At 64.4% G+C, this 25,091-nt stretch carries 20 protein-coding genes; 12 read left to right on the plus strand and 8 right to left on the minus strand.

Features of this window, described 5'->3' with window-relative positions; genetic code table 11:
* Positions 1-15: 15 nt before the first annotated feature.
* Positions 16-414 (plus strand): 30S ribosome-binding factor RbfA, encoded by a 399-nt coding sequence (gene rbfA, locus E9536_RS19630; protein WP_021162402.1) that lies wholly within the window; start codon positions 16-18, stop codon positions 412-414.
* A gap of 13 nt (positions 415-427) precedes the next feature.
* Positions 428-1,360: a tRNA pseudouridine(55) synthase TruB gene (gene truB, locus E9536_RS19635; protein ID WP_059700075.1), complete on the plus strand. Its 933-nt coding sequence runs from the start codon at positions 428-430 to the stop codon at positions 1,358-1,360.
* Positions 1,361-1,445: 85 nt separating this feature from the next.
* Here the strand turns inward: truB and E9536_RS19640 are convergent, their stop codons facing one another.
* From E9536_RS19640 to E9536_RS19655, 4 genes are all read right to left on the minus strand, one after another.
* The gene (locus E9536_RS19640) at positions 1,446-3,005 is read right to left on the minus strand and encodes a DHA2 family efflux MFS transporter permease subunit (RefSeq protein WP_021162400.1); all 1,560 of its coding nucleotides are present in this window, start codon (positions 3,003-3,005) and stop codon (positions 1,446-1,448) included.
* A 28-nt stretch (positions 3,006-3,033) separates the two neighbouring features.
* Positions 3,034-4,248, minus strand: a complete 1,215-nt coding sequence (locus E9536_RS19645) for an HlyD family efflux transporter periplasmic adaptor subunit (protein ID WP_060205595.1) — start codon at positions 4,246-4,248, stop codon at positions 3,034-3,036.
* A gap of 52 nt (positions 4,249-4,300) precedes the next feature.
* Complete coding sequence (locus E9536_RS19650) at positions 4,301-5,797, minus strand: efflux transporter outer membrane subunit (protein ID WP_060084789.1); 1,497 nt, start codon at positions 5,795-5,797, stop codon at positions 4,301-4,303.
* Positions 5,798-5,884: 87 nt separating this feature from the next.
* The gene (locus E9536_RS19655) at positions 5,885-6,376 is read right to left on the minus strand and encodes a MarR family transcriptional regulator (protein ID WP_027787684.1); all 492 of its coding nucleotides are present in this window, start codon (positions 6,374-6,376) and stop codon (positions 5,885-5,887) included.
* 328 nt (positions 6,377-6,704) lie between these two features.
* Between E9536_RS19655 and typA the strand changes: the two genes are divergently transcribed.
* The 6 genes from typA (at position 6,705) to E9536_RS19690 (ending at position 16,385) form a co-directional block, all read left to right on the plus strand.
* Positions 6,705-8,531 carry a translational GTPase TypA gene (gene typA, locus E9536_RS19665; protein WP_027787683.1) on the plus strand — a complete coding sequence of 609 codons (1,827 nt, stop codon included), beginning with the start codon at positions 6,705-6,707 and terminating at the stop codon, positions 8,529-8,531.
* A gap of 316 nt (positions 8,532-8,847) precedes the next feature.
* Complete coding sequence (locus E9536_RS19670; RefSeq protein ID WP_027787682.1) at positions 8,848-11,712, plus strand: 2-oxoglutarate dehydrogenase E1 component; 2,865 nt, start codon at positions 8,848-8,850, stop codon at positions 11,710-11,712.
* A gap of 135 nt (positions 11,713-11,847) precedes the next feature.
* Entirely contained in the window at positions 11,848-13,122 is a 1,275-nt protein-coding gene (gene odhB / locus E9536_RS19675) for a 2-oxoglutarate dehydrogenase complex dihydrolipoyllysine-residue succinyltransferase (RefSeq protein ID WP_042977010.1), read from the plus strand.
* 81 nt (positions 13,123-13,203) lie between these two features.
* Complete coding sequence (gene lpdA / locus E9536_RS19680; RefSeq protein ID WP_136470425.1) at positions 13,204-14,634, plus strand: dihydrolipoyl dehydrogenase; 1,431 nt, start codon at positions 13,204-13,206, stop codon at positions 14,632-14,634.
* Between the two features lie 98 nt (positions 14,635-14,732).
* The gene (gene zapE / locus E9536_RS19685) at positions 14,733-15,830 is read left to right on the plus strand and encodes a cell division protein ZapE (protein WP_027787679.1); all 1,098 of its coding nucleotides are present in this window, start codon (positions 14,733-14,735) and stop codon (positions 15,828-15,830) included.
* Between the two features lie 144 nt (positions 15,831-15,974).
* Positions 15,975-16,385 carry a transposase gene (locus E9536_RS19690; protein ID WP_060084791.1) on the plus strand — a complete coding sequence of 137 codons (411 nt, stop codon included), beginning with the start codon at positions 15,975-15,977 and terminating at the stop codon, positions 16,383-16,385.
* Between the two features lie 116 nt (positions 16,386-16,501).
* Here E9536_RS19690 and E9536_RS19695 read toward each other — a convergent pair whose 3' ends face one another.
* The 4 genes from E9536_RS19695 to E9536_RS19710 form a co-directional block, all read right to left on the minus strand.
* Positions 16,502-16,963 carry a DUF2147 domain-containing protein gene (locus tag E9536_RS19695; protein WP_039358973.1) on the minus strand — a complete coding sequence of 154 codons (462 nt, stop codon included), beginning with the start codon at positions 16,961-16,963 and terminating at the stop codon, positions 16,502-16,504.
* Between the two features lie 166 nt (positions 16,964-17,129).
* The gene (locus E9536_RS19700; RefSeq protein WP_027787676.1) at positions 17,130-18,818 is read right to left on the minus strand and encodes a POTRA domain-containing protein; all 1,689 of its coding nucleotides are present in this window, start codon (positions 18,816-18,818) and stop codon (positions 17,130-17,132) included.
* Positions 18,819-18,962: 144 nt separating this feature from the next.
* Complete coding sequence (locus E9536_RS19705) at positions 18,963-20,384, minus strand: collagen-like triple helix repeat-containing protein (protein ID WP_136470426.1); 1,422 nt, start codon at positions 20,382-20,384, stop codon at positions 18,963-18,965.
* Between the two features lie 40 nt (positions 20,385-20,424).
* A complete protein-coding gene (locus E9536_RS19710) occupies positions 20,425-22,098 on the minus strand; it encodes a collagen-like triple helix repeat-containing protein (RefSeq protein ID WP_136470427.1) in 1,674 nt (557 codons plus the stop codon).
* Between the two features lie 678 nt (positions 22,099-22,776).
* Between E9536_RS19710 and E9536_RS19720 the strand changes: the two genes are divergently transcribed.
* The 4 genes from E9536_RS19720 (at position 22,777) to cpaB (ending at position 24,994) form a co-directional block, all read left to right on the plus strand.
* Positions 22,777-22,947, plus strand: a complete 171-nt coding sequence (locus E9536_RS19720; RefSeq protein ID WP_027787673.1) for a Flp family type IVb pilin — start codon at positions 22,777-22,779, stop codon at positions 22,945-22,947.
* Between the two features lie 82 nt (positions 22,948-23,029).
* Positions 23,030-23,530, plus strand: a complete 501-nt coding sequence (locus E9536_RS19725; RefSeq protein WP_027787672.1) for a prepilin peptidase — start codon at positions 23,030-23,032, stop codon at positions 23,528-23,530.
* Positions 23,527-23,997, plus strand: a complete 471-nt coding sequence (locus E9536_RS19730) for a TadE/TadG family type IV pilus assembly protein (protein WP_060358189.1) — start codon at positions 23,527-23,529, stop codon at positions 23,995-23,997. Before E9536_RS19725 ends, E9536_RS19730 begins: the two co-directional genes overlap by 4 nt.
* 85 nt (positions 23,998-24,082) lie before the next feature.
* Positions 24,083-24,994 carry a Flp pilus assembly protein CpaB gene (gene cpaB / locus E9536_RS19735; protein ID WP_136470428.1) on the plus strand — a complete coding sequence of 304 codons (912 nt, stop codon included), beginning with the start codon at positions 24,083-24,085 and terminating at the stop codon, positions 24,992-24,994.
* Positions 24,995-25,091: the final 97 nt, after the last annotated feature.

The following is a 25,091-nucleotide window of genomic DNA, read 5'->3' on the forward strand; positions in this document are numbered from 1 at the left end:
GATCACGGATCGATCATGTCCAGGAAACGTACTTCCCCCAATCGCAACGTGCAGATCGCTGACCAGATTCAGCGCGATCTGTCCGAACTCATCATGCGCGAGGTCAAAGACCCGCGCATCGGCATCGTGACCATCCAGAGCGTCGAACTCACGCCGGATTATGCGCACGCGAAGGTCTACTTCACCGCGTTGACCGGCGATCCGGCCAAGACGCAGGAAGCGCTGAACCACGCGTCGGGTCACTTGCACAACCTGTTGTTCAAGCGCCTGCACATCCATACGGTGCCGACGCTGCATTTCCACTACGACCAGACGATCGAGAAGGCCGTGGAAATGTCGCGCCTGATCAAGGAAGCGAACTCGACGCGCGCGAAGGACGACGACGAGGCCGACGCGGCTACCAAGGACGACTGAGCTCGACCGGCCTATGACGACTGCAGCATCCCAACGTCCGCGCGTGCCCCGGCGCGTGCTGGACGGCGTCCTCCTGCTCGACAAGCCGGTCGGCCTTTCGAGCAACGATGCACTGATTCGCGCGAAGCGCCTGCTGCTCGCGAAAAAAGCCGGTCACACCGGTACGCTCGATCCCCTGGCTTCGGGTTTGCTGCCGCTGTGTTTCGGCGAGGCGACGAAGTTCTCGCAGGATCTGCTCGAAGCGGACAAGACCTACGAAGCGACGATGCGTCTCGGCCAGCGTACGGCTACCGGCGACGCGGAAGGCGAGGTGATCGACACGCGCCCCGTCGAATGCGACCGTGCGGCGGTGGAAGCCGCGCTGGTGCGCTTCACCGGCGAGATCGTGCAGGTGCCGCCGATGTATTCGGCGCTCAAGCGCGATGGCAAACCTCTGTATGAATATGCGCGCGCGGGGCAAACCGTCGAGCGCGAGGGCCGCAACGTGACGATCCTCGCCCTCGACCTGCTCGCGTGCGACCTGCCTGACGTGACGTTTCGCGTGACCTGCAGCAAGGGCACTTATGTGCGCACGCTGGCAGAGGATATCGGTGAGGCGCTCGGTTGCGGTGCGCATCTGACGATGCTGCGGCGCACGGGCGTCGGCGCGCTGACGCTCGAGCATGCGGTAACGCTCGATGCGCTGTCCGATGCCGACGAAGCGGCACGTGATGCGTGGCTCCAGCCGGTCGATGCGTTGCTGTCGACGTTTCCGCTGGTTCGTCTCGATGAAACCAGCGCGAAGCGGTTCCTGCACGGGCAGCGTTTGCCGCTGTCGTCGCTCGACCCGATCGACGCGACCGAAGGCGGGCGTGTGCGCGTCTACGACGCGACTCGCCTGCTCGGCGTGGCCCGCAAGGCAAACGGCGTGCTGGCGCCGGAGCGGCTCGTCGTCACGGCAGCCTGACGCAGCCGCGCGAACGCGCGCCCGTCGGAATGAAAAAGCCCCGCTTCACGAAGCGGGGCTTTTTGTTTGCGTCCAGGCAGCGTGTTCAGTGTGCAGCCGATGCCGCGGCACCTGCATCGCCACCGCCCGAGCGCTCGGGCTTCGTGATCCAGATCAGCCCGATCAGCAGCACGAAGATCGCCGCCGAAATGTAGAACAGGTCGTTCACGCCGAGCTGCGCGGCCTGCTGCGTGGCCAGGTTGTTGATCAGCCCGTGTGCCTGGTCCCGCGTCAGCCCGAGGTTGCCCATCTGCGTGACGGCCTGGTTGAACGTCGGGTTGTAGACGTTCGCCTGCTCGACTAGTTGCGCGTGATGGAAGTTGTTGCGATGGTCCCAGGCCGTCTGGAAGATCGACGTGCCGATGCCGCCGCACATGATCCGCACGAAGTTCGACAGGCCCGATGCCGCGGGAATGCGGTGGCCGGGCAGGCCCGACAGCGTGATCGATACCAGCGGGATGAAGAAGCCGGCCATCGCGATGCCCTGTACGAGCGTCGGCAGCGTCAGCGACCATTCGTCGACCCCCGTCGTGTAGCGCGACCGCATCCAGAAGCACAGCGCAAACGTCAGGAACGACGCCGTCGAGATAAAGCGCGGATCGGTGCGCGGCAGGTACTTCCCGGTGAGTGGCGACAGCAGGATCGCGAACAGCCCGACCGGCGCCATCACGAGACCGGCGTCGGTCGCCGTGTAGCCGATCTGCGTCTGCAGCCACAGCGGCAACAGCACGAGGTTACCGAAGTACAGGCCGTACCCGATCGACAGCGCGACGGTGCCGCCGGTGAAGTTCCGCATGCGGAACAGCGACAGGTCGACGACCGGGTGCTCGGCAGTCAGTTCCCAGATGACGAAGAACGCGAACGCGATGACTGCGGTCAGCGCGAGCACAATGATGGTCGTCGACGCGAACCAGTCGAGATCCTTGCCCTTGTCGAGCATGATCTGCAGCGAGCCGACCCAGACGACCAGCAGCGCGAGGCCGACGCCGTCGATCGGGGCGCGGCGCACGGCCGATTCCCGATTGCGGTAGATCGCCCACGTCGCGGCGGCGGCGGCGATGCCGACCGGGATGTTGACGTAGAAGATCCACGGCCACGAGTAGTTGTCCGAGATCCAGCCGCCGAGAATCGGGCCGGCAACGGGCGCGATCAGCGTCGTCATCGCCCAAAGCGCGAGCGCCATCGGCGCCTTGGCGCGCGGATAACTCGACAGCAGGAGCGCTTGCGACAGCGGAATCATCGGGCCTGCCACCGCGCCTTGCAGCACGCGCGACGCAAGCAGGAACGGCAGGTTGGGCGAGAGCCCGCACATCCACGACGAAATCACGAACAGGATGATCGACGCGAGGAACAGGCGAACCTGCCCGAAGCGGTCGGTCAGCCAGCCGGTCAGCGGCACGGAGATCGCGTTCGCGACTGCGAACGACGTGATGACCCACGTGCCCTGGTCGGACGACACGCCGAGGTCGCCCGAGATGGTCGGGATCGCGACGTTCGCGATGGACGTGTCGAGCACGTTCATGAACACCGCGAGCGATACCGCGATCGTCCCGATCACGAGCTGCCCGCCCTGCAAGGGCGGGTGAGAGACAGGTGCCTGTGCCATGTCGGTTGTCTTTCCGGAGTCGGAGCGGTTACATCATCTTCGCGACGGCATTCGACTTCGCCGCAGCCGGCGCCGGTGCGTTGCCGCCGGCATTCTCGGCGATGATGCGGGCGATTTCGGCGTCGGCTTCGTCGCCGTACTTCGCGAACACGTTGGTCTCGTAGACGGTGTTCGGTGCGTTCACGAGCTGGTCGCCGCGTTCGTCCTTGATGTCCACGTCGACCTGCATCGACAGGCCGATGCGCAGCGGGTGCTTGGCGAGATCCTTCGGATCGAGTTCGATCCGCACCGGCAGGCGCTGCACGACCTTGATCCAGTTACCCGTCGCGTTCTGCGCCGGCAGCAGCGAGAACGCCGAGCCCGTACCTGCCGAGAAGCCGACCACCTTGCCGTGATAGACCGCCGACGAGCCGTAGATGTCGGCCGTCAGTTCGACCGGCTGGCCGATGCGCATGTGCTTGAGCTGGACTTCCTTGAAGTTCGCATCGACCCACACTGCATTCAGCGGCACCACCGACATCAGCGGCGTGCCCGGCGACACGCGCTGGCCGACCTGCACCGAGCGCTTCGCGACATAGCCGGTGACCGGTGCGGGCAGCACGTTACGCGCGTTCGCCAGGTACGCGTCGCGAACCTTCGCGGCTGCGGCCATCACGTTCGGATGCGATGCGATCGTCGTGTTTGCGGTCAGCGCGCGGTTCGACGCGAGTTGTTGCTGCGAGGCGTCGAGCGATGCCTGGGCGGCGCGCACGGCGTCGCGTGCGTGCGAGATTTCTTCCTGCGACACGGCGCCCGTCTGCGCGACGGCCACGCGGCGACGGAGGTCGTCCTCGGCCTTCGACAGGTCGGACTGGCGCAGTGCGACTTGCGCGCGATACTGGTCGTCGTTGACGAACAGGCCGCGCACCTGGCGCACCGTCTGCGCGAGATTGGCTTCGGCCTGCTGCAGCGCGACCTGCGAGTCGGCCGGGTCGAGCACGACGAGCGGATCGCCGGCCTTCACCGTCTGCGTGTCGTCGGCCTTCACCGCGATCACGGTGCCGGTGACCTGCGGCGTGATCTGCACGACGTTGCCGTTCACGTACGCGTCGTCGGTCCCTTCATGGAAGCGGGCGACGAGGAAGTAGTACAGGCCATACGCGATGGCCGCGATCACGATGACCGCGACGAGCAGCGTCATCATCCGTTTGCGCTTGCCGTTGTTCTGCGGCTGCGCGCTGGCGGCGTTTTGTTGGTCGCTCATGGCGATTTTCTCCGTCCGTTATTTCGAGTGTCTGCGTAGTGGTGGCGCCGGATCAGTTGGCGGCCTGTTTTGTCGGCTTGTCGGCATCGGGCGCGGCAAGCGGCGTGCCGGTCGCGTCGAACCCGCCGCCGAGCGCCTTGATCAGTGCAAGCTGCATGTCGCGCCGGCGCATCTTCAGGTTGGTCACCGTCTGCTCCGATGCGAGGCGGTTGCTGTCCGCAGTCAGCACCTGCAGCTGCGGCGACAGGCCGGCCTTGTAGCGGATGACCGCGAGGTCGTATGCGCGCGTCGATGCGTCGAGGGCGCGTTGCGCATCGCCCATCTGGCGATCGACTGCGCGGATCGACGCGACCTGCGTCGCGACGTCGTTCAGCGCGCTGATCAGCGTCTGGTTGTAGTTCGCCACCGACAGGTCGAAGTCCGCGTAGCGGCCCTTGAGCTGCGCGCGCAGCGCGCCGGCGTCGAAAATCGGCAGGTGGATCGCCGGGCCGAATTGCGCCTGGCGGCTCGCGAAGTTCAGGAATTTGCCCCAGCCGAACGCATCGAAGCCGAAACCGGCCGCAAGGTTCACGTCGGGGTAGAACTCGGCCTTCGCTTCCTTCACGTCGTGCATCGCAGCTTCGACCTGCCAGCGCGCGGCGACGATGTCGGGGCGGCGCGAGACGAGATCGGCCGGCAGGTTGCCGGGCAGTGCGACATCGCCGCTCGGGTTCATCACGGGCGCCGCGATCTGCAGCCCGCGATCCGGGCCCTTGCCGAGCAGTGCCGCGAGCTGGTAGCGCACCGTCGTGATCTGCCCATCGAGATCGGACAGCGAAGCCTGGGTCGTCGCGATATTGCCGCGGGCCGTCTGGCGTTCGACGTTGGTGTCGAGGCCGGCCGACACGCGGCCGTCGGTGATCTTGCCGACCGTCTCGCGGTTGGCGATCTCGCGTTGGGCGATATCGCGCAGCGCATAGAGCTGCGCGAGCGAGTTGTAGGTACGTGCGACCGACGACGCGAGCGTGATGCGTGCCTGCTGCATGTCGGCTTCGGCCGCCTTTTCCTGCGACACGGCGGTGTGCAGGCGCTCGCGGTTCTTGCCCCACAGGTCGAGTTCCCACGACGCGCTCGCGAGCGCGTTGTTCTCGCTGTACCACTGGCCGCCGTACGGCGGCGGGAACAGCGCGTTCGACGAATACAGCTCACGCGTCCACGAATAGCTGGCTTCCGCCTTGGGCATCAGGTTCGAACGCGACGATTCGATGTACGACGACGCCTTTGCGATGCGCGCCTGTGCCTGCGCGATCGACGGATTGCCCTGCAGGGCTTCGTCGATCAGCTTCGGCAACTGCGGATCGCCGAACTGGCTGGCCCAGTCGAGCGCCGGCCACTGGCCGCCCTGGGCCGGCAGGCTCTGGGCGGATTCGAATTGCGACGCGGGGGCGATCTGCTTGTCGCTCTTGATGCCGATGTAGTTCGCGCAGCCCGCCAGCGCCAGTGCGGCGACCGCGACGGCGACGGCGGTGCGGCACGACCCGGCGCGCACGGACAACGGGGAGGATTTCATCGCGCTGATCCCTGACTCGGAATGAATGATGGACACTGCAAGGATTTCCTTACATTAATCTGTCAAAAGTAATTGTTATGGCAACTATTACGTGATGCTGCCGCCGGCGGTCTCGCAATAGTTGCTGAGAATGCGGCGCAGCATGCTCTTCAGGAACCCGACTTCTTCCGGCGTGAACCCGTCCAGCACCTGGTCGAGCACGCTGCGGAAAATCGGCGGCAGCCGTTCGGCGAGCGCACGGCCTTCGTCGGTCAGCTCGAGGCGCACGACACGTCGATCCTCGATGCTGCGGACACGGGACAGCAGGCCGCGCTTCTCGACCCGGTCGAGCAGGCGCGTGACTGCGCTCGCGTCGATCCCGTACTCGCGGGCAAGCTCGGCGGCCGTCGAGCACTTGCCGACCGCGATCATGAACAGCATGCTCGCCTGCGTGCCCGTGATGCCAAGCTCTTCCTGCGTGCGTTGCGTGACGAGGTTGGTCATCACCGACTTCACGCGCGACATCAGATAACCGACGCTGTCGTTCATTTGGTACGAGGACAGCGGCGAAACGGGGGATGGGGTAGAAGAATCCGACATAAAACCCTGAAGCTGCAATAGTTGACTAGGCAGCAGTATAGGCACAGTTGCTTGCCGCGGCAAATGTTAATCGAACGGCAAGGGGCGCGCTTTGCGTCTCAAAAATCCCTCATATCAATAAGGTTTTTGTGCCCGACGGCGACACGGGCTTCGACGGATTGGCGCGTTCGAGAGGAGGGTGCGCCGGCCTGCCTGCTGCGTTGCAACGTGCCCGTCGGTTACCGACATTCTCACGTGCTATAATTTGCGGCTTTCCAAGCTGCAATGCGCGCGCCCGTGAAAAACACGAGCGGGCGCTTTTGCGCGTTCAAACGATTTCCAGGTTTCTATGACCCGCGCCCTTCGCAATATCGCCATCATCGCTCACGTCGACCACGGCAAGACCACGCTCGTCGACCAACTGCTCCGCCAGTCCGGCACCTTCCGCGAGAACCAGCAGGTTGCGGAGCGGGTGATGGACTCGAACGACATCGAAAAAGAGCGCGGGATCACGATTCTCGCGAAGAACTGCGCGGTCGAGTACGAAGGCACGCACATCAACATCGTCGACACGCCGGGGCACGCGGACTTCGGCGGCGAGGTGGAGCGTGTGCTGTCGATGGTCGACTCGGTGCTGCTGCTCGTCGACGCGGTCGAGGGCCCGATGCCGCAGACGCGCTTCGTCACGAAGAAGGCGCTGGCGCTCGGCCTGAAGCCGATCGTCATCGTCAACAAGATCGACCGTCCGGGTGCGCGGATCGACTGGGTCATCAACCAGACCTTCGACCTGTTCGACAAGCTCGGCGCAACCGAAGAGCAGCTCGATTTTCCGATCGTCTACGCATCGGGCCTGAACGGCTATGCGTCGCTCGACCCGGCCGCGCGCGAAGGCGACATGCGCCCGCTGTTCGAGGCAGTCCTCGAGCACGTGCCGGTCCGTCCGGCGGATCCGGACGCGCCGCTGCAACTGCAGATCACGTCGCTCGACTATTCGACGTACGTCGGCCGGATCGGCGTCGGCCGCATCACGCGCGGTCGCATCAAGCCGGGCCAGCCGGTCGCGATGCGCTTCGGCCCGGAAGGCGAAGTGCTGAACCGCAAGATCAACCAGGTGCTGTCGTTCACGGGCCTCGAGCGCGTGCAGGTCGAATCCGCCGAAGCGGGCGACATCGTGCTGATCAACGGTATTGAAGACGTCGGCATCGGCGCGACGATCTGCGCGGTCGATACGCCGGAAGCGCTGCCGATGATCACCGTCGACGAGCCGACGCTGACGATGAACTTCCTCGTCAATTCGTCGCCGCTCGCCGGTCGCGAAGGCAAGTTCGTCACGAGCCGCCAGATCCGCGACCGCCTGATGAAGGAGCTGAACCACAACGTCGCGCTGCGCGTGAAGGACACCGGCGACGAAACGGTGTTCGAAGTGTCGGGCCGCGGCGAACTGCACCTGACGATTCTCGTCGAGAACATGCGCCGTGAAGGCTATGAGCTGGCCGTGTCGCGTCCGCGCGTCGTGATGCAGGAAATCGACGGCGTGCGTCACGAGCCGTACGAACTGCTGACCGTCGACGTCGAGGACGAGCACCAGGGTGGCGTGATGGAAGAGCTCGGCCGCCGCAAGGGCGAGATGCTCGACATGGCATCGGACGGCCGTGGCCGCACGCGTCTGGAGTACAAGATCTCGGCGCGTGGCCTGATCGGCTTCCAGAGCGAATTCCTGACGCTCACGCGCGGCACGGGCCTGATGAGCCACATCTTCGACTCGTACGCACCGGTCAAGGACGGTTCGGTCTTCGAGCGCCGCAACGGCGTGTTGATCTCGCAGGACGACGGCGCTGCCGTGGCCTACGCACTGTGGAAGCTGCAGGATCGCGGCCGCATGTTCGTGAAGCCGGGCGATGCGCTCTATGAGGGCATGATCATCGGCATCCACAGCCGTGACAACGACCTCGTCGTGAACCCGATCAAGGGCAAGCAGCTGACCAACGTGCGCGCGTCGGGCACCGACGAAGCCGTGCGCCTGGTGCCGCCGGTCCAGATGTCGCTCGAGTACGCGGTCGAATTCATCGACGACGACGAGCTTGTCGAAGTGACGCCGCAGTCGATCCGCCTGCGCAAGCGCTTCCTGAAGGAGCACGAGCGTCGCCGCGCGAGCCGCGAAGGCGCGGTCGACTAAGCTCGATCGTTCCCGTGCAGGACGAGAAAGGCCGCCTTCGGGTGGCCTTTTTTGCATCTGCCCGATGTGCAATCGGGTGCGCTGCAAAACACTGTTCCCGCGTGTTGTGGCAATCCGGCAAAACCCCGTCGCGCGGTGCTTTCAGGCACATTTCGCCGTGAACTCCGGTATCGGTTCTGTGATATGCTGCGCGCACGCAAGTTTTAGGTCCTTCCAAGCAAGACTTGATTCGCAATCCGCTAAACGGTCAGGCCGTGTCGCGGAAGGTTGAGTAACCCGCTATTTCTCGAGAAGCTCGAAGAAAGGTGAGCGTAAAATGTCAGATGTAATGAAGCAGTTTCAGCTGAACTCCTATCTGTTCGGCGGCAATGCTTCGTACGTTGAAGAACTGTACGATGCATACCTCAACAATCCGGCATCGGTGCCGGAGAACTGGCGAGAGTATTTCGACGCGCTGCAGAACGTGCCTGCAACGGACGGCTCGAATGCCAATGACGTCGCTCATTTCCCGATCGTCGAATCGTTCGCCGAGCGTGCGAAGGCCAATGCCTTCATCCCGCGCGAAAGCAGCACCAACCTTGCTGCAGCGCGCAAGCAAGTGCACGTGCAGTCCCTCATCAGCGCTTATCGCTTCCTTGGCTCGCAATGGGCCAATCTCGATCCCCTGAAGCGTCGCGAACGTCCCGCCATTCCCGAACTCGAACCCGCGTTCTACGATTTCTCCGAAGGCGACCTCGACCAGACGTACAGCGCAAGCAACCTATATTTCGGTTTCGACCAGGCTTCGTTGCGCGACATCGTCAAGGGCCTGCGTGACACGTACTGCGGCACGATCGGCGCCGAGTACATGTACATCAGCGACCCGGAACAGAAGCGCTGGTGGCAGGAGCGTCTGGAATCGACCCGTGCGACGCCGAACTTCTCGGCAGACGAGAAGAAGCACATCCTGAATCGCCTCACGGCTGCCGAAGGCCTCGAGCGTTACCTGCATACCAAGTACGTCGGCCAGAAGCGCTTCTCGCTCGAAGGCGGCGAAAGCTTCATCGCGGCGATGGACGAAGTCGTCCAGCACGCGGGCAAGCGCGGCGTGCAGGAAATCATCATCGGCATGGCGCACCGCGGCCGTCTGAACGTGCTGGTCAACACGCTGGGCAAGATGCCGGCCGATCTGTTCGCCGAATTCGAAGGCAAGCACGTCGACGACCTGCCGGCAGGTGACGTGAAGTACCACAAGGGCTTCTCGTCGGACGTGTCGACGGAAGGCGGCCCGGTCCACCTGTCGCTCGCGTTCAACCCGTCGCACCTCGAAATCGTGAACCCGGTGGTTGAAGGTTCCGCGAAGGCGCGGATGGACCGTCGCGGCGACGAAGACGGCCTGCAGGTGCTGCCGGTGCAGATCCACGGCGACGCGGCCTTCGCTGGCCAGGGCGTCGTGATGGAAACGCTGAACCTCGCGCAGACGCGCGGTTACGGCACGCACGGCACGCTGCACATCGTCATCAACAACCAGATCGGCTTCACGACGTCCGACCCGCGCGACGCGCGCTCGACGCTGTACTGTACCGACGTCGTCAAGATGATCGAGGCGCCGGTGCTGCACGTGAACGGCGACGATCCGGAAGCCGTGATCCTCGCGACGCAGATCGCGATCGACTACCGGATGCAGTTCCACAAGGATGTCGTGATCGACATCGTCTGCTTCCGCAAGCTGGGTCACAACGAGCAGGACACGCCGGCGGTCACGCAGCCGCTGATGTACAAGAAGATCGCACAGCACCCGGGCACCCGTGCGCTGTACGCCGAGAAGCTCGTGCAGCAGGGCGTGATCACCGCGGAAGACGCCGACAACTACGTGAAGGCGTACCGCAAGGCGATGGACGACGGTCACCACACGGTCGATCCGGTCCTGTCGAACTACAAGAGCAAGTACGCGGTCGACTGGGTTCCGTTCCTGAACCGCAAGTGGACGGATGCAGCCGACACGGCCGTGCCGCTCGCCGAACTGAAGCGCCTGGGCGAACGCATCACGACGGTCCCGGAAAACTTCAAGGTTCACCCGCTCGTCGAGCGCGTGATCAACGACCGCCGCAACATGGCGCGTGGCGACCAGCCGCTCGACTGGGGCATGGGTGAACACCTCGCGTTCGCGTCGCTCGTCGCATCGGGCTACTCGGTGCGCCTGACGGGCCAGGACTCGGGCCGTGGCACGTTCACGCACCGTCACGCGGTGCTGCACGACCAGAACCGCGAGCGCTGGAACGACGGCACGTACGTGCCGCTGCAGAACATCGCCGACGGTCAGGCGAAGTTCACGGTGATCGACTCGGTGCTGTCGGAAGAAGCGGTGCTGGGCTTCGAATACGGTTACTCGACCGCCGAGCCGAACACGCTCGTGCTGTGGGAAGCCCAGTTCGGCGACTTCGTCAACGGTGCGCAGGTCGTGATCGACCAGTTCATCTCGTCGGGCGAAGTGAAGTGGGGTCGCGTGTCGGGTCTGACGATGCTGCTGCCGCACGGCTACGAAGGCCAGGGTCCGGAACACTCGTCGACGCGTATCGAGCGTTTCCTGCAGCTGTGTGCCGATCACAACATGCAGGTCGTTCAACCGACGACGCCGGCGCAGATTTTCCACCTGCTGCGTCGCCAGATGATCCGCCTGTTCCGCAAGCCGCTGATCGTCGCAACGCCGAAGTCGCTGCTGCGCCACAAGGAAGCCGTGTCGGACCTGTCGGAGCTCGCGAAGGGTTCGTTCCAGCCGGTGCTGGGCGAAACCGACGGCGGCATCGACGCGAAGAAGGTCAAGCGCGTGCTGGCATGCTCGGGCCGCGTGTATTACGACCTCGTCGCACATCGCCGCGAAGCGAAGGCGAACGACGTCGCGATCATCCGTATCGAGCAGCTGTATCCGTTCGCGCACAAGCAGTTCGAAGCCGAAATGAAGAAGTACGAGAACGCGACTGAAGTGGTCTGGGTGCAGGACGAGCCGCAGAACCAGGGCCCCTGGTTCTACGTCGAGCACCACCTGAAGGAAGGCATGAAGGAAGGGCAGAAGCTGGCATACAGCGGCCGTCCGGCTTCGGCCTCGCCGGCGGTTGGCTACTACGCGAAGCACTACGAGCAGCAGAAGGCCCTCATCGAAGGTGCTTTCGGCCGCCTGAAGAGCGCATCGATCGCGAAATAACCGACGGAAGCGAAACGGGAAGGCGCAGCGCGCTTTCCCGTCTCCTTTGGCCCGCCGGGCGCGCTGCGCGCCGCACCGGCCGAAGGAATCGCACGAACCTCGTCATTACCCAGATTAAGCATCCAGGAAAATCACATGGCTATCGTAGAAGTCAAAGTCCCCCAGCTTTCGGAGTCGGTTTCGGAAGCCACCATGCTGCAGTGGAAGAAGAAGCCGGGCGAAGCAGTCGCGCAGGACGAAATCCTGATCGAACTCGAGACCGACAAGGTCGTGCTCGAAGTGCCGGCACCGGCCGCGGGCGTGCTCGCGCAAGTGCTGCAGAACGACGGTGACACCGTCGTTGCCGATCAACTGATCGCTACGATCGATACGGAAGCGAAGGCAGGTGCAGCCGAAGCTGCTGCGGGCGCGGCCGAAGTCAAGCCGGCCGCAGCGCCTGCTGCAGCCGCACCGGCAGCACAGCCGGCCACCGCAACGGCATCGAGCTCGGCTACGGCATCGCCGGCCGCATCGAAGCTGCTGGCCGAGAAGGGCCTGTCGGCAGGCGACGTCGCAGGTTCGGGCCGCGACGGCCGCGTCACGAAGGGCGACGCGCTGGCCGCAGGCAGCGCACCGAAGGCCGCTCCGGCTGCCGCACCGGCAAAGGCCGCGGCGAAGCCGTCGCTGCCGGAAGTGAAGGTGCCGGCGTCGGCGACGACGTGGCTCAACGACCGTCCGGAACAGCGCGTGCCGATGTCGCGTCTGCGTGCGCGTATCGCCGAGCGTCTGCTCGAATCGCAGCAGACCAACGCGATCCTGACGACGTTCAACGAAGTCAACATGGCTCCGGTCATGGAGCTGCGCAACAAGTACAAGGACAAGTTCGAGAAGGAACATGGCGTGAAGCTCGGCTTCATGTCGTTCTTCGTGAAGGCCGCTGTCCACGCACTGAAGAAGTTCCCGCTCGTGAACGCGTCGATCGACGGTAACGACATCGTCTACCACGGCTACTTCGACATCGGTATCGCTGTCGGCTCGCCGCGTGGCCTGGTCGTGCCGATCCTGCGCAACGCGGATCAGCTGAGCCTCGCCGAGATCGAGAAGAAGATCGCCGAATTCGGCCAGAAGGCCAAGGACGGCAAGCTGTCGATCGAGGAAATGACGGGCGGTACGTTCTCGATCTCGAACGGCGGCGTGTTCGGCTCGATGCTGTCGACCCCGATCATCAACCCGCCGCAATCGGCAATCCTCGGCGTGCACGCGACGAAGGAGCGTCCGGTCGTTGAAAACGGCCAGATCGTGATCCGTCCGATCAACTACCTCGCGCTGTCGTACGACCACCGCATCATCGACGGCCGCGAAGCCGTGCTGTCGCTCGTCGCGATGAAGGATGCGCTGGAAGATCCGGCACGCCTGCTGCTCGACCTGTAAGCCGAGTCTCACTGCATCGACCCGTTCTGCACGTTCGCGCCCGCGCGCGAACGTGCAGGCGTACAAGTAGAAAGGATTGTCATGTCCAAGGAATTTGACGTCGTCGTGATCGGCGCCGGCCCCGGCGGCTACATCGCCGCGATTCGTGCCGCGCAGCTCGGCAAGACCGTTGCCTGTATCGAGAAGTGGAAGAACCCGGCCGGCGCGCTGAAGCTCGGCGGCACCTGCCTGAACGTCGGCTGCATCCCGTCGAAGGCGCTGCTCGCGTCGTCGGAAGAGTTCGAGAACGCGTCGCATCACCTGACCGACCACGGCATCACGGTCGACGGCGTGAAGATCGACGTCGCGAAGATGCTCGGCCGCAAGGACGCGATCGTCGAGAAGATGACGAGCGGGATCGAGTTCCTGTTCAAGAAGAACAAGATCACCTGGCTGAAGGGCCATGGCAAGTTCACCGGCAAGACCGACGCCGGCGTGCAGATCGAAGTGAGCGGCGAGGGTGAAACCGAAGTCGTCACCGCGAAGAACGTGATCATCGCGACGGGCTCGAAGGCGCGTCACCTGCCGGGCATCCCGGTCGACAACAAGATCGTGTCGGACAACGAAGGTGCGCTGACGTTCGACTCCGTGCCGAAGAAGCTCGCCGTGATCGGCGCAGGCGTGATCGGCCTCGAGCTCGGCTCGGTGTGGCGTCGCCTGGGTGCCGAAGTGACGGTGCTCGAAGCGCTGCCGGCATTCCTCGGCGCAGCCGACGAAGCGCTCGCGAAGGAAGCGGCCAAGCTGTTCAAGAAGCAGGGCCTCGACATCCATCTCGGCGTGAAGATCGGCGAAGTGAAGACGACCGCCGACGGCGTGTCGATCGCTTACACGGACAAGGACGGCAACGCGCAGACGCTCGACGCCGACCGCCTGATCGTGTCGGTCGGCCGCGTGCCGAACACCGACAACCTCGGCCTCGAGGCAATCGGCCTGAAGGCGAACGAGCGCGGCTTCATCGACGTGGACGACCACTGCCGCACGGCGGTGCCGAACGTCTACGCGATCGGCGACGTGGTGCGCGGCCCGATGCTCGCGCACAAGGCGGAAGACGAAGGCGTGCTGGTCGCGGAAGTGATCGACGGCCAGAAGCCGCACATCGACTACAACTGCATTCCGTGGGTGATCTACACGTACCCGGAAATCGCATGGGTCGGCAAGACGGAGCAGCAGCTGAAAGCCGAAGGCCGCGAGATCAAGTCGGGCAAGTTCCCGTTCTCGATCAACGGCCGCGCGCTCGGCATGAACGCGCCGGACGGTTTCGTGAAGATGATCGCGGATGCGAAGACCGACGAACTGCTCGGCGTGCACGTGATCGCGGCGAACGCGTCGGACCTGATCGCGGAAGCCGTGGTGGCGATGGAATTCAAGGCGGCGTCGGAAGACATCGCCCGCATCTGCCATCCGCACCCGTCGATGTCGGAAGTGATGCGCGAAGCGGCGCTCGCCGTCGACAAGCGCTCGCTGAACAGCTGAGCGCGGTATAGCGCCGGCCGGCCATCGGCCGGCGCAGCCGTCTCATGACGAGGGCGGGCGGGGTTTCCCGTCCGCCTTCGTTTTTTCCGGTTTGCCCGATGAACGTCACCGAATACTACACGCGCGAGCTGACCACGCGCGGCTATCAGTCCGATCCCGCGCAGCGCGCGGCCGTCGATCGCCTGCAGCAATGTTTCGACGAGTGGGTCGAGTACAAGGCGCGCCGCTCGAACGCATTCAAGAAGCTCATCAATCATCCCGACCTCCCGCGCGGCGTCTACATGTGGGGCGGCGTCGGTCGCGGCAAGAGCTTCCTGATGGACAGCTTCTACGCGGTCGTGCCCGTGCAGCGCAAGACGCGCCTGCATTTCCACGAATTCATGCGCGAGGTACACCGCGAGCTCGAGGAACTGAAAGGGCAGGCCGATCCGCTCGACGAACTCGCGCGGCGTATCGCGAAGCGCTACCGTCTGATCTGCTTCGACGAGTTCCACGTGTCGGACATTGCCGATGCGATGATCCTGTACCGTCTGCTCGACCGCCTGTTCAACAACGGCGTGCAGTTCGTGATGACGTCCAATTATGATCCCGACGACCTGTATCCGGACGGTCTGCATCGCGACCGCATGCTGCCGGCGATTGCGCTGATCAAGGACAAGCTCGATGTACTGAACGTCGACGCGGGCGTCGATTATCGCCAGCGCACGCTCGCGCAGGTGAAGATGTATCACACGCCGCTCGGCGCGGACGCCGATCGCGAACTGCGCCATGCATTCGGCAAGCTCGCGGCGGTACCCGATGAAAGCCCGCTTCTGCATATCGAGAAGCGCGAGTTGAAGGCGCTGCGCAAGGCGGACGGCGTCGTGTGGTTCGATTTTGCGACGCTGTGCGGCGGCCCGCGCTCGCAGAACGACTATCTCGAACTCGCGAGCCGGTTCCACGCGATCGTGCTGTCCGAGGTGCCGCAGATGTCGCCGCGGATGGCGTCCGAAGCGCGCCGCTTCACGTGGCTGATCGACGTGCTGTACGACCACAAGGTCAAGCTGCTGATGTCCGCGGCGGTGCCGGCGGAGCAGTTGTACGTCGAAGGTCCGATGGCCAACGAGTTTGCGCGTACGGTCTCGCGCATCGTCGAGATGCAGTCGAAGGAGTATCTCGAAACACCGCGCCGTATCGTCGATACGTCGCTGACCTGAGTGCGATTTCCGGCAATTGGCGGTATTCAAACGTCAATTCCGGTCAAATTCAGGCGATCTCGGGGTATTTTCGGACTTGTCTTATATTCACGGTTGAGGTGAGCCGATATCGTTGTGTCATGGTTACCAAGGCTGGAGATGTCCATGACACCGTATCGCGATCTGACCGACCACGAGTGGCGCCGCGTCGCGCCGCTTCTGCCCGAAATGCAGCCGCGCACCGAGTTGCGCGGCCGGCCGCTGGCCAATACCCGTGCCGTGATGAACGGCGTGCTCTGGGTCATCTACAGCGGCGCAACGTGGTCGGCGATGCCGCGCCGTTACCCTTCGTATCAGACGTGCCATCGCCGCTTCAAGGTCTGGCATGAGACGGGCACGCTGATGAGCGTGATGCGTGAACTCTACGGCGACTCGGGCGTGAACCTGTGCAACGAATTGTCGGTGCGGATGCGCAAGCATACGCAATCGAAGGCGGCGGAGGCGCGTAGCGGCGTGGTACCCGTGGGTCGCACACCAGGTGGTTATGCGCCGGATGCGATGAAGCATGCAGCCTGATGTCCGCTGTTTACTGCGTTGTTTGCGCCGACGCGCGCACCAAAAGAAAACCGGCCTGACGAATTCATCGTCAGGCCGGTTTTTTCGTTGAGCCGCGCGTTTCAGCGCGCGCCGCGTTATTGTTGGCGAACCCAGGTCTGCGACCGGCCGAGCAGCGATACGCCGATATAGCCGCGCACGACGAGCTTCTGGCCGCCGTCTTCAAGCGTCATCTTGCACTTGTAGACCTTGCCGTTCTCCGGGTCGAGAATGTTGCCGCCGTCCCAGTGGTCGCCTTCCTTCTTCATCGCCTTGATGATCGTCATGCCCTTGATGAGCTGATCCTTGCGCTCGTCGGTGCAGGCGGTGCAGCGGCGATCAGGCGTATCGTTCGCGCCGAGGCCCTTGACGACCTTGCCGGTCAGCGCACCGTCGCCGTCCTCGGCGATCTGCACGAGTGCCTTCGGCTGATGGGTGTTGTCGTCGATCGTCTGCCACATGCCGATGGGGCTGTCTGCCTGTGCGAACGTGGGGGCGGCGCAAGCGAGCAGTGCGCCGGCGATGGCGATTGCACGCAACGGGCGGGTCAGTTGAATCATTGTCATCCTCCTTGTTTTGCATGTCGTGTTCGATTTGCCCGCACGACCGTCTGCATGGGGCGGGCATGTTGCGAGCTTCGCCAGAATACGTGAAACCGCGCGCCACGTTTGATAGAGGGGGCTCTAATCGAAACAGCCCGCATGGCGCGGGCTGTTTGGTGACCGATCAGTTGAGCTGATACGAGAATGCGGCGTTGATGCGCGGGCTGCGTGATGCGCTTTCGACTGGCGCGTCACCTACCGGCTTCGCGACGTTCAGGTCGAGGCTGTAGAAGCGGCTGTCCGTGAAACGCACACCGATGCCGACCGACGACATGCGGTTGGGCGACGGCGTGCCTGAATGCAGGTACACACGCGCCATGTCGTAGGCGATGTACGGCGTCACGGACTTCATATACGTCCAGCCCGGCGTGAAGCCACGGTTGACCTCCAGCGACATCCCCCATCCCGAGTCGCCCGACGCTTCGCCCGGCTGATAGCCGAGCGCGTAGCGCGTCGAGCCGAACGAGATCTGCTCGGACGTCGGCAGTGAGTCAGGGCTGTATTGCCCGGTCAGCGAGACTGACGTGCCGATCCGGAACGGCCATTCGTTGGTTTGCGTGAAGGTCGCGCCGGTACGGACGAAGGTCAGCGACGTCGGGTCGGCGTATGTAAACCCCACACCGTTAACCACGCCAGTCTGCGATTTCGATGCACCGAGGATGTCGAATGCCTTGGCGACGTTGACGCTCAGTTTTCGCACCTGCTTCGGTTCGACGCTCGTGTAGTCGAGCTGCAATTGCATCACGCGGACCTGTGACCGGTTTTCGAGGGTATTGCCGTTGATCTGGCTTTGGTAGCGGTCTTCGTTGTGTGCGGCATAACCCGACACAGTGCCGAGCAGGCTGCGCTGGTTGTTCAGCAGTATCGGATAGGATGCCGAAAGACCAAGCTTCTCGTTCTTGACGGTGCGTTCGACGGACGACGGCAGGCCCGGATTGTCAGTAGGCTTGCCGCGATAGGTGCTTGCATCGAGGCGCGTGATCAGGCCGCTGCTGCCGACAGGCACCGCGCCGCTGAACGCGAAGTAGGTCTGCTTGTCACGCCCCGGCGGCGCCAGTGCGGAGATGCTCAGCTGCTCGCCGAACTTCGTGAGGCCGTTTTCGGTCGCGGTGATGAGGCCCTGTACGCCCGGGTGGTTGAAATCGATACCGGTGCTGACGTTGAATGCCTTGCGGTCGACGGCAAGTTCGAGCGTCGTGGCGCCGTCGGTGGTTTGCGGCGGTGGTACGTTCGCCTTCACCGTGAGGCCGGGCAAGAGGCCGAACGTGTTCACGTAGCGCTCGAACGTTGCGCGGCGCAGCGGGCGATCGTCGGTGATATGCGCTGCGATCGCGCGAATCTTCGATTCCATTGCCCCGGGCTTGCCGGTGACCTTGACGTCCGACACATAGCCTTCAACAACCGTGATGCGCACGACACCGTTCTCGAACGTCTGCGCGGGAACAAACGCGAACGACAGCGCGTAACCGCGTTCCTGGTAAAGCTTCGTCACGCCGTTGGCGGTTTCGATCAGATCGCCGATCGTGATGTCCTTGCCGACGAGGGGGGTGAAGCGACGCGAGATTTCCTCGAACGGTACCGACTTTACGCCTTCGACCTGGAATGTCGTCGGTGTCAGGTGGCGCGACAGCAACTCCTGCAGTTGCGGCGCCTGGGGCGCGACCTGCACGGTTACGTTCGGGCCGGTTTTCGGCGCGTTGATCTGGGGCAGGGAGTCGAGCGGGTTACCGCCGACGCGCGTTTGTGCCTGTGCCGTGCTGGCTGCCGCGATGGCGGCGAGCAGCATCATCCATCTGTCGAGTCTGGATTTCATTGTTCTTCCTCGTAGGCCTTGCTTTTCGTCTTCTTTGTAATGCCGGCGCGCGACACCAGGGTGCCGCGCGCCGCGTGCCGCAATGCCGGTTGTGTTTGTACAGTCGCACCATCCGCTCCGGCTGCGAAGGTGCGACCGTCCTCCTTACTTGCCAACGCTACCCAGCGTACCCAGCAACCCCGTTACCGGTGCCAGCAGGCCCGTCGAGCCGCCGCCCGACGTTGTCGTTCCCGTGACGCTGCCGACCAGCGACGTGACCGGCGCGAGCGGGCTCGCTCCCCCGGATCCCGCTGCGCCGCCAACTGCTCCGGTGACAGTATTCAGCAAACCGGTGACAGGCGCGAGAGGGTTTGCACTGCCTGCGCCACCCGCTGCGCCGCCGAGCGTGCCCGTCACCGTCGACACGAGATTCGTGACGGGGGCGAGCGGGCCGCCGCTACCGCCCGCCGCACCGCTCAGTGCGCCGGTAACGGTGGAGACGAGGCCCGTGACGGGCGCGAGCGGGCTGCTGCCCGAACCGCCGGTCGCGCCGCCGAGTGCACCCGTGAGCGAGCCGAGCGGCGTCGAGCCGAGACCCGACAGCAGGCCGCCGAGCGGATTCGTCGAGCCGGAACCCGACGACGTGCCGTTCTGCACGGTCGCCGTCGAGCCGCCGACGAGGCTCGTGATCAGGCCGGGGATCGGCGCCGCGCCGTTCGGGCCGTTCGGGTTGACGAGGCCGCCCGCGTTGGTCACGGTGTTGCCGACCGCAGTCACGAGCTGACCGACGTCGCCGACGAGCGGCTGGCTCGACGTGCCGCCAACCTGCTTGCCGGCCGAACTGATCGCGCCGCCGACCTGGCCGAGCAGGCCCGAGACAGGTTGGCCGAGGCCGGTCGTCGTGCCGACCTGTTGCGTGACCTGGCCCGCGGTGATCACGAGCGGCGTGATCGCCGAGCTGAGCGGCTGCGTCACTTGCTGCACGGCGCCCGACGACAGCGTCGAGCCGATCGTCGTGCCGGCAGCCGTCAGGCCATTGGCCACCGTGTCGAGCACGGTGCCGACCGGGGTCGTGACGGGCGCGAGCGGCGCGAGTTGCCCCGTGCCGAGCGCCTTGACCGTCGAGCTCAGGCCGGACACCGTGTTGCTCGTCGCGCCGACCACGTTGCCGAGGCCAGCGACGGTCGTGCCGACCGGATCCTTAGTCGTACCGATCTGTCCCAGCCCGTTGCTCACGGCATCGGCAGCTGCGCCGACGATCGTGCCCGTGCTGGAGAGCGTGCTGCCGACGCCCTTCGTCACACCGTCGCCGAGGCCGGGCACGGTGATGTTGCCGACCGTGCTGCCGAGGTCGGTGGCCGTCTGGCCAACCGTGCTGACGACGCCCTTGGTGCCGGTGGACGTGCCGCTGGTACCGCTCGTGCTCGGTGTACCGCTCGTGCTGCTGGGGTTGTTGTTGCTGCTGGTCGGCGGCGAACTCACGCCGCCGCCGCCGCAGGCGGCCAGCAGGCAGGCTGCGGCGAAGGCCGTGAGGGGCACGCGCCACTGGTGCAGGGCGGCTGTCGTGAGAGAACGTTGCTGGGACATGATTGACTCCTCGCTGTCTTGTCGATTGATGGATGTTGGTTTACTTGCCGTGCGTGCCACCGAGCAGGCCGCCGATCAGCGACGTGACCGGTGCGAGCGGATTCGACGCCGAGCCCGAGTTCGTGACGGCGCCCGTGCCGCCGGTCAATGCCGGGGCACCGACCGCGCTCGTTACCGTGGACACGACGTTCGTCACCGGGGCGAGCGGGCTGCTGCCGCCGGCGCTGCCTGTTGCGCCGCCGAGGGCGCCCGTCACGGTACCGAGCAGACCCGTGACCGGGGAGAGCGGGCCGCCGCTGCCACCTGCTGCGCCGCCGAGTGCGCCCGTGACCGTCGAGACGAGACCGGTGACCGGTGCGAGCGGGCCACCGCTGCCACCTGTTGCGCCGCCGAGTGCGCCCGTGACCGTCGAGACGAGACCGGTGACCGGTGCGAGCGGGCCGCCGCTGCCGCCTGCTGCGCCGCCGAGCGCGCCGGTGACCGTCGAGACGAGGCCGGTGACCGGGGCGAGCGGGCCGCTGCCGCCGCCCGTTGCGCCGCCGAGTGCGCCGGTCACCGTCGAGACGAGGCCGGTAACCGGGGCAAGCGGGCCGCTGCCGCCACCCGTTGCGCCGCCGAGTGCGCCGGTGACCGTCGAGACGAGGCCGGTGAGCGGCGCGAGCGGGTTGGTTACGCCGCCGGTGCCGCCGGTGAGCAGGCCGCCGACGGCCTTCACGGTGTTGCCCGTCGACGAGACCGTGTTGCCAAGACCGGTCGTGACGGGGTTGCCGCCCGTCGACGCGAGCAGGGCGCCGGCCTGGTTCAGGCCGTTGCCGACCGTGCCGAGCAGCGTGTTGACGGGCGCGCCGAGGCCGGTTGCCGTGCCGATCGTCTGGGTCGTCTGGCCGACCATCGTCGTGATCGGCGTGATGGCCGAGCTGACCGTCTGCGTGACCTGCTGGATCGGGCCGGTCGACAGTGCATTGGTGAGGGTGTTGCCGCCGTTCGAGACGGCACCGCCGAGCGTCGACACGAGGCCGCCGACGGCGCCCGTGACCGGTGCGAGCGGCGAGAGCGGGCCGCTGCCGAGGCTCGAGACCAGGGTCCCCGTTTGCGTGACTGCGCTGCCGAGCTGGTTGACCACGCCACCCGTGCTGGCGAGCGTGGTGCCGACCGGATCCTTCGTCGCGCCGAGCTGGCCGAGACCGTTGCCGAGGCCATTGCCGAGTGCGGTCACTGCGCCGCCGACGCTTTGCACGATGCCGCCCGCGGCTTGTGTGGTGGCCGGGTTGACGCCCGGCAGCGTCTGGCTGCCGATGACGGAACCGAGGCCCGAGACGGTTCCGCCAACACCCGTCAAGATGTTGCTGCTGCTTGCGAGGACAGTTCCCACTGGGTTCGACGACACGCCCGACGTGCCGGAAGTACCGGACGTGCCGCTCGTGCCCGACGTACCGCTGGTACCGGAGGTCCCGCTTGTGCCGGACGTACCGCTCGTACCCGAGGTGCCGCTGGTGCCGCTCGTACCCGAAGTTCCGCTCGAGCCCGACGTGCCCGATGTGCCGCTCGTGCCGGACGTGGAGATCGTATCGCCGCCGCCCGAGCTCGAGCCGCCGCCAAGACCCTGGCTGATGGAACCCGAGCCGCCGCACGCGGAGAGGGAAAGCATGGCTGCAACGGTGGCCGCGATCAGAGTCGTCCGGAACACGCCATGAGGGATAACCTTAATGTCCATTTTGTCCTCGCATTAAAATGTGTTGTGAACTGCGTTGTGTTGAGTGGTGCGAGGACTACTCTGCAACTGTCGTGCCATTTCGATGCCCGACGGTTCGGCAACAGGTTTTAAACGGGGCAATTCCTTGTCGGAAAAGGAAGTTACGGGAATTGAAAGATTGTTGAATCTGTTTAAGTGCAGACGAATGAGAACGATTTCGATCGTTTCGTAACGTAACGTCACAACATTGGCGTTACGCGTGCGACGTAACGTGGGAGGCCGCGCAGGCTTGGTGGACGAGGCAACTGTTTTACAGGTGGATTAGGTGTGCACATCTAACCTATCGTAAATCCTATGTGTAAGTCGTACCGAAACGCCGTACAAATACGCTGTGCTCACGGTCATTTTTTTCGATCCAAGTCGTTAAAAGAGGTTGGAACTTAAATAGGATCGGATATAGAATCCGGAGCAGATGTAAGGAAATGTACGGTTCGGTACACAACGTTCGAGGAGGGTTGCTATCGCGAATGTTAACTTGCATCAAATGGTGAGCCATGCCCCTCGGGGCAATCTATAAAGAAAGTGCACCTGGTTGTCGTTACAGCAGATGTGGCGAACAGCGCGGGGCGACCGGCCGGATATGCGGGGATGTTTACGTATAAAAGGCCAAAGAACGTAAATACAGGCACGAGGAATAAAATGAAAGCACTCATCAAGCGCTTCCTTAAGGAAGAAGACGGGGTTACCGCGATCGAGTATGGTCTGATTGCGGGTCTGATTGCGGCCTTGATCATCGGTAGTGTCACCACTATCGGCACCAAGATCTCGACGCTGTTCTCCACGATTGCCAGTTCGTTGCCGGGCGGCTGATCCTCGGTAGTCCGGTGGGCGGCGAGCGGTCCGTTTTTGCGGACCGCTCGCCCTTACGTCGACTTGGTCGGTCGATCGCGATATGGCACATCTTCTCAGCACCAGCATTTTTTTTGCCTGGGCGACGCTCGTTGCCGTCGGTGATATTCGATTTCGGCTTGTTCGGAATCCGCTTGTCGTCGTCGGGCTTTTGGCGGCGCTTGGCAGCGCATTGGTTGATGCAAATCCGTTTCGTGTTTCAGTCGAGCAGGCATTGATCGGCATGCTCGTCGGTTTCGTGAGCTTTTTCCCGCTTTTTGCATTTCGCGTCATGGGCGCGGCGGACGTAAAGGTGTTTGCGGTTCTCGGCGCGTGGTGCGGTTTGTCGATACTGCCATGGCTGTGGGTTGTCGCCAGTCTTGCGGCCGGTATACATGTCCTCGCGCTGATGACGCTGACCCATACGTCGCTGGGCGCGCTGTGGTCGCGCGGTTCGCCGACGCTCTCGCTCGGCGCACGGCGGGCAACACCTTACGCAGCCTGTCTTGTCGCTCCGGCAGCGATATGGTTGGCCTATCTCGTCGTTACCGGGGGGCTGCAATGAAGCGACAGTACCAGCCACGGTCATGGCGGCGTCAGAAGGGGGCGACGGCGGTCGAGTTCGCGCTGGTGTTTCCGCTGTTCTTCCTGATCATGTACGCGATCGTGACGTTCGGGCTGATCTTCGCGGTTCAGCAAGGCTTGACGCTTGCTGCGACCGAAGGTGCGCGCACGGCGCTGAATTATGTCTACGAGTCCAACGGGTCGGGGGCGCAGGCGCTGACCGACCGGGCGAAGGCGGCACAGTCGACCGCGATCGGGCTGACGTCGTGGCTGGCCAACGTTCAGATTCCGACACCCGTGTCGGGGGCATGCAGTTACGACGCGACCATGTATTGCGTGACGGTCACGGTGACGTATCCGTACAAGACCAATCCGCTGGTTCCGTCGCTGCCCTTGCTCGGGCTCGTTACGCCGACGCAGTTGACCGGCACGGCAACCGTGCAGATCAATCCGGCGACCATTTTATGAAACGGACGCCGGCCAGTGCGCGGCAACAGGCGCAAGCGGCGTTCACATGTCGACATAACAACATTTACGGCACTCAACATTCACCATGGGCAACAACTTGACGAAGATCATCGCCGGGCTGCTGATTGCGCTCGCCGTGCTGCTCGGAATCTATGCGTGGATGCTCGGCCGCGCTCCGGCCCATCCGCCGGCCGCGGTGCCTGCCGCGGCAATGGTCCAGACGGTGCCGGTGGTCGTGGCGACGCGTCTGTTGCCGGCCGGTCAACCGATTCCGGTCGATGCGCTGAAGTTGGCGTCGGCACCGATGATGCCGACTGGCGGATTCAGCGATCCGTCGCTGCTGGTCGGTCGCATCCCGGCGAACGACATCCTTGCCGCCGCGCCGGTCGTCGAGGGCGGCTTGACGTCGGGGCTGGCGAACCAGGTGGCGCCCGGCGAGCGGGCCGTGGCCATCAAGGTCGACGAGACGAATGCGGTCGGAAACCGGTTGCGCCCCGGCAACTTTGTCGACGTGTTCCTGAATTTGCGACGCGACAACTCGGGGATGACGCAAGCCGGATCGGAAATTCCCAATTCACAGGCGCGACTGCTGATGTCGAAGCTGCGGATCCTGTCGTTCGGCGACGCGACGCCCGACCGCGACGGTAGCGGTGGCCCGGGTGGTGCGGTACGGACCGCCGTGCTCGCGGTGCCGACGGCACAGGTCGATGCACTGACGCTCGCGGAAGCGAGCGGCCGCCTGACGCTCGCGCTCCGCAATCCGCGCGACGACGAGGTCGCGGCACAGACGGTTGCGATCCGCACGGCCGGCGATCTGACGCCTTCCGGGCAGGCGGCCGCCGGCGTATGGCTCGATGAACTGTCGGGTGGGCGTGCGCGCACCGCACCCCGCGTGCAGGCGCCGCCGCGTGCCCCGCGTGCGCCGATCGTCGCGCGCGAAGGCGGAAGCAGCATTGAAGTGATCCGGGGTGGGCGGACCGAAACGGTCGCTTATTGACAATCCAAGCACGGTCATCGACAGCAGTAATGGAAGGGAGAAGGCCGTACGACGGTCTCCGAAACAATGACAAAAAAACTGATTGCATACGCGATTG

The sequence above is a fragment of the Burkholderia sp. LS-044 genome (assembly GCF_004803625.1).
Taxonomy (GTDB): Bacteria; Pseudomonadota; Gammaproteobacteria; order Burkholderiales; family Burkholderiaceae; genus Burkholderia; species Burkholderia cepacia.

Excerpts from the sequence above, each read along its gene's own strand:
- rbfA (WP_021162402.1), top strand. The coding sequence starts at position 16 with ATGTCCAGGAAACGTACTTCCCCCAATCGCAACGTGCAGATCGCTGAC.
- truB (WP_059700075.1), top strand. The coding sequence starts at position 428 with ATGACGACTGCAGCATCCCAACGTCCGCGCGTGCCCCGGCGCGTGCTG.
- E9536_RS19640 (WP_021162400.1), bottom strand. The coding sequence starts at position 3,005 with ATGGCACAGGCACCTGTCTCTCACCCGCCCTTGCAGGGCGGGCAGCTC.
- E9536_RS19645 (WP_060205595.1), bottom strand. The coding sequence starts at position 4,248 with ATGAGCGACCAACAAAACGCCGCCAGCGCGCAGCCGCAGAACAACGGC.
- E9536_RS19650 (WP_060084789.1), bottom strand. The coding sequence starts at position 5,797 with ATGAAATCCTCCCCGTTGTCCGTGCGCGCCGGGTCGTGCCGCACCGCC.
- E9536_RS19655 (WP_027787684.1), bottom strand. The coding sequence starts at position 6,376 with ATGTCGGATTCTTCTACCCCATCCCCCGTTTCGCCGCTGTCCTCGTAC.
- typA (WP_027787683.1), top strand. The coding sequence starts at position 6,705 with ATGACCCGCGCCCTTCGCAATATCGCCATCATCGCTCACGTCGACCAC.
- E9536_RS19670 (WP_027787682.1), top strand. The coding sequence starts at position 8,848 with ATGTCAGATGTAATGAAGCAGTTTCAGCTGAACTCCTATCTGTTCGGC.
- odhB (WP_042977010.1), top strand. The coding sequence starts at position 11,848 with ATGGCTATCGTAGAAGTCAAAGTCCCCCAGCTTTCGGAGTCGGTTTCG.
- lpdA (WP_136470425.1), top strand. The coding sequence starts at position 13,204 with ATGTCCAAGGAATTTGACGTCGTCGTGATCGGCGCCGGCCCCGGCGGC.
- zapE (WP_027787679.1), top strand. The coding sequence starts at position 14,733 with ATGAACGTCACCGAATACTACACGCGCGAGCTGACCACGCGCGGCTAT.
- E9536_RS19690 (WP_060084791.1), top strand. The coding sequence starts at position 15,975 with ATGACACCGTATCGCGATCTGACCGACCACGAGTGGCGCCGCGTCGCG.
- E9536_RS19695 (WP_039358973.1), bottom strand. The coding sequence starts at position 16,963 with ATGATTCAACTGACCCGCCCGTTGCGTGCAATCGCCATCGCCGGCGCA.
- E9536_RS19700 (WP_027787676.1), bottom strand. The coding sequence starts at position 18,818 with ATGAAATCCAGACTCGACAGATGGATGATGCTGCTCGCCGCCATCGCG.
- E9536_RS19705 (WP_136470426.1), bottom strand. The coding sequence starts at position 20,384 with ATGTCCCAGCAACGTTCTCTCACGACAGCCGCCCTGCACCAGTGGCGC.
- E9536_RS19710 (WP_136470427.1), bottom strand. The coding sequence starts at position 22,098 with ATGGACATTAAGGTTATCCCTCATGGCGTGTTCCGGACGACTCTGATC.
- E9536_RS19720 (WP_027787673.1), top strand. The coding sequence starts at position 22,777 with ATGAAAGCACTCATCAAGCGCTTCCTTAAGGAAGAAGACGGGGTTACC.
- E9536_RS19725 (WP_027787672.1), top strand. The coding sequence starts at position 23,030 with ATGGCACATCTTCTCAGCACCAGCATTTTTTTTGCCTGGGCGACGCTC.
- E9536_RS19730 (WP_060358189.1), top strand. The coding sequence starts at position 23,527 with ATGAAGCGACAGTACCAGCCACGGTCATGGCGGCGTCAGAAGGGGGCG.
- cpaB (WP_136470428.1), top strand. The coding sequence starts at position 24,083 with ATGGGCAACAACTTGACGAAGATCATCGCCGGGCTGCTGATTGCGCTC.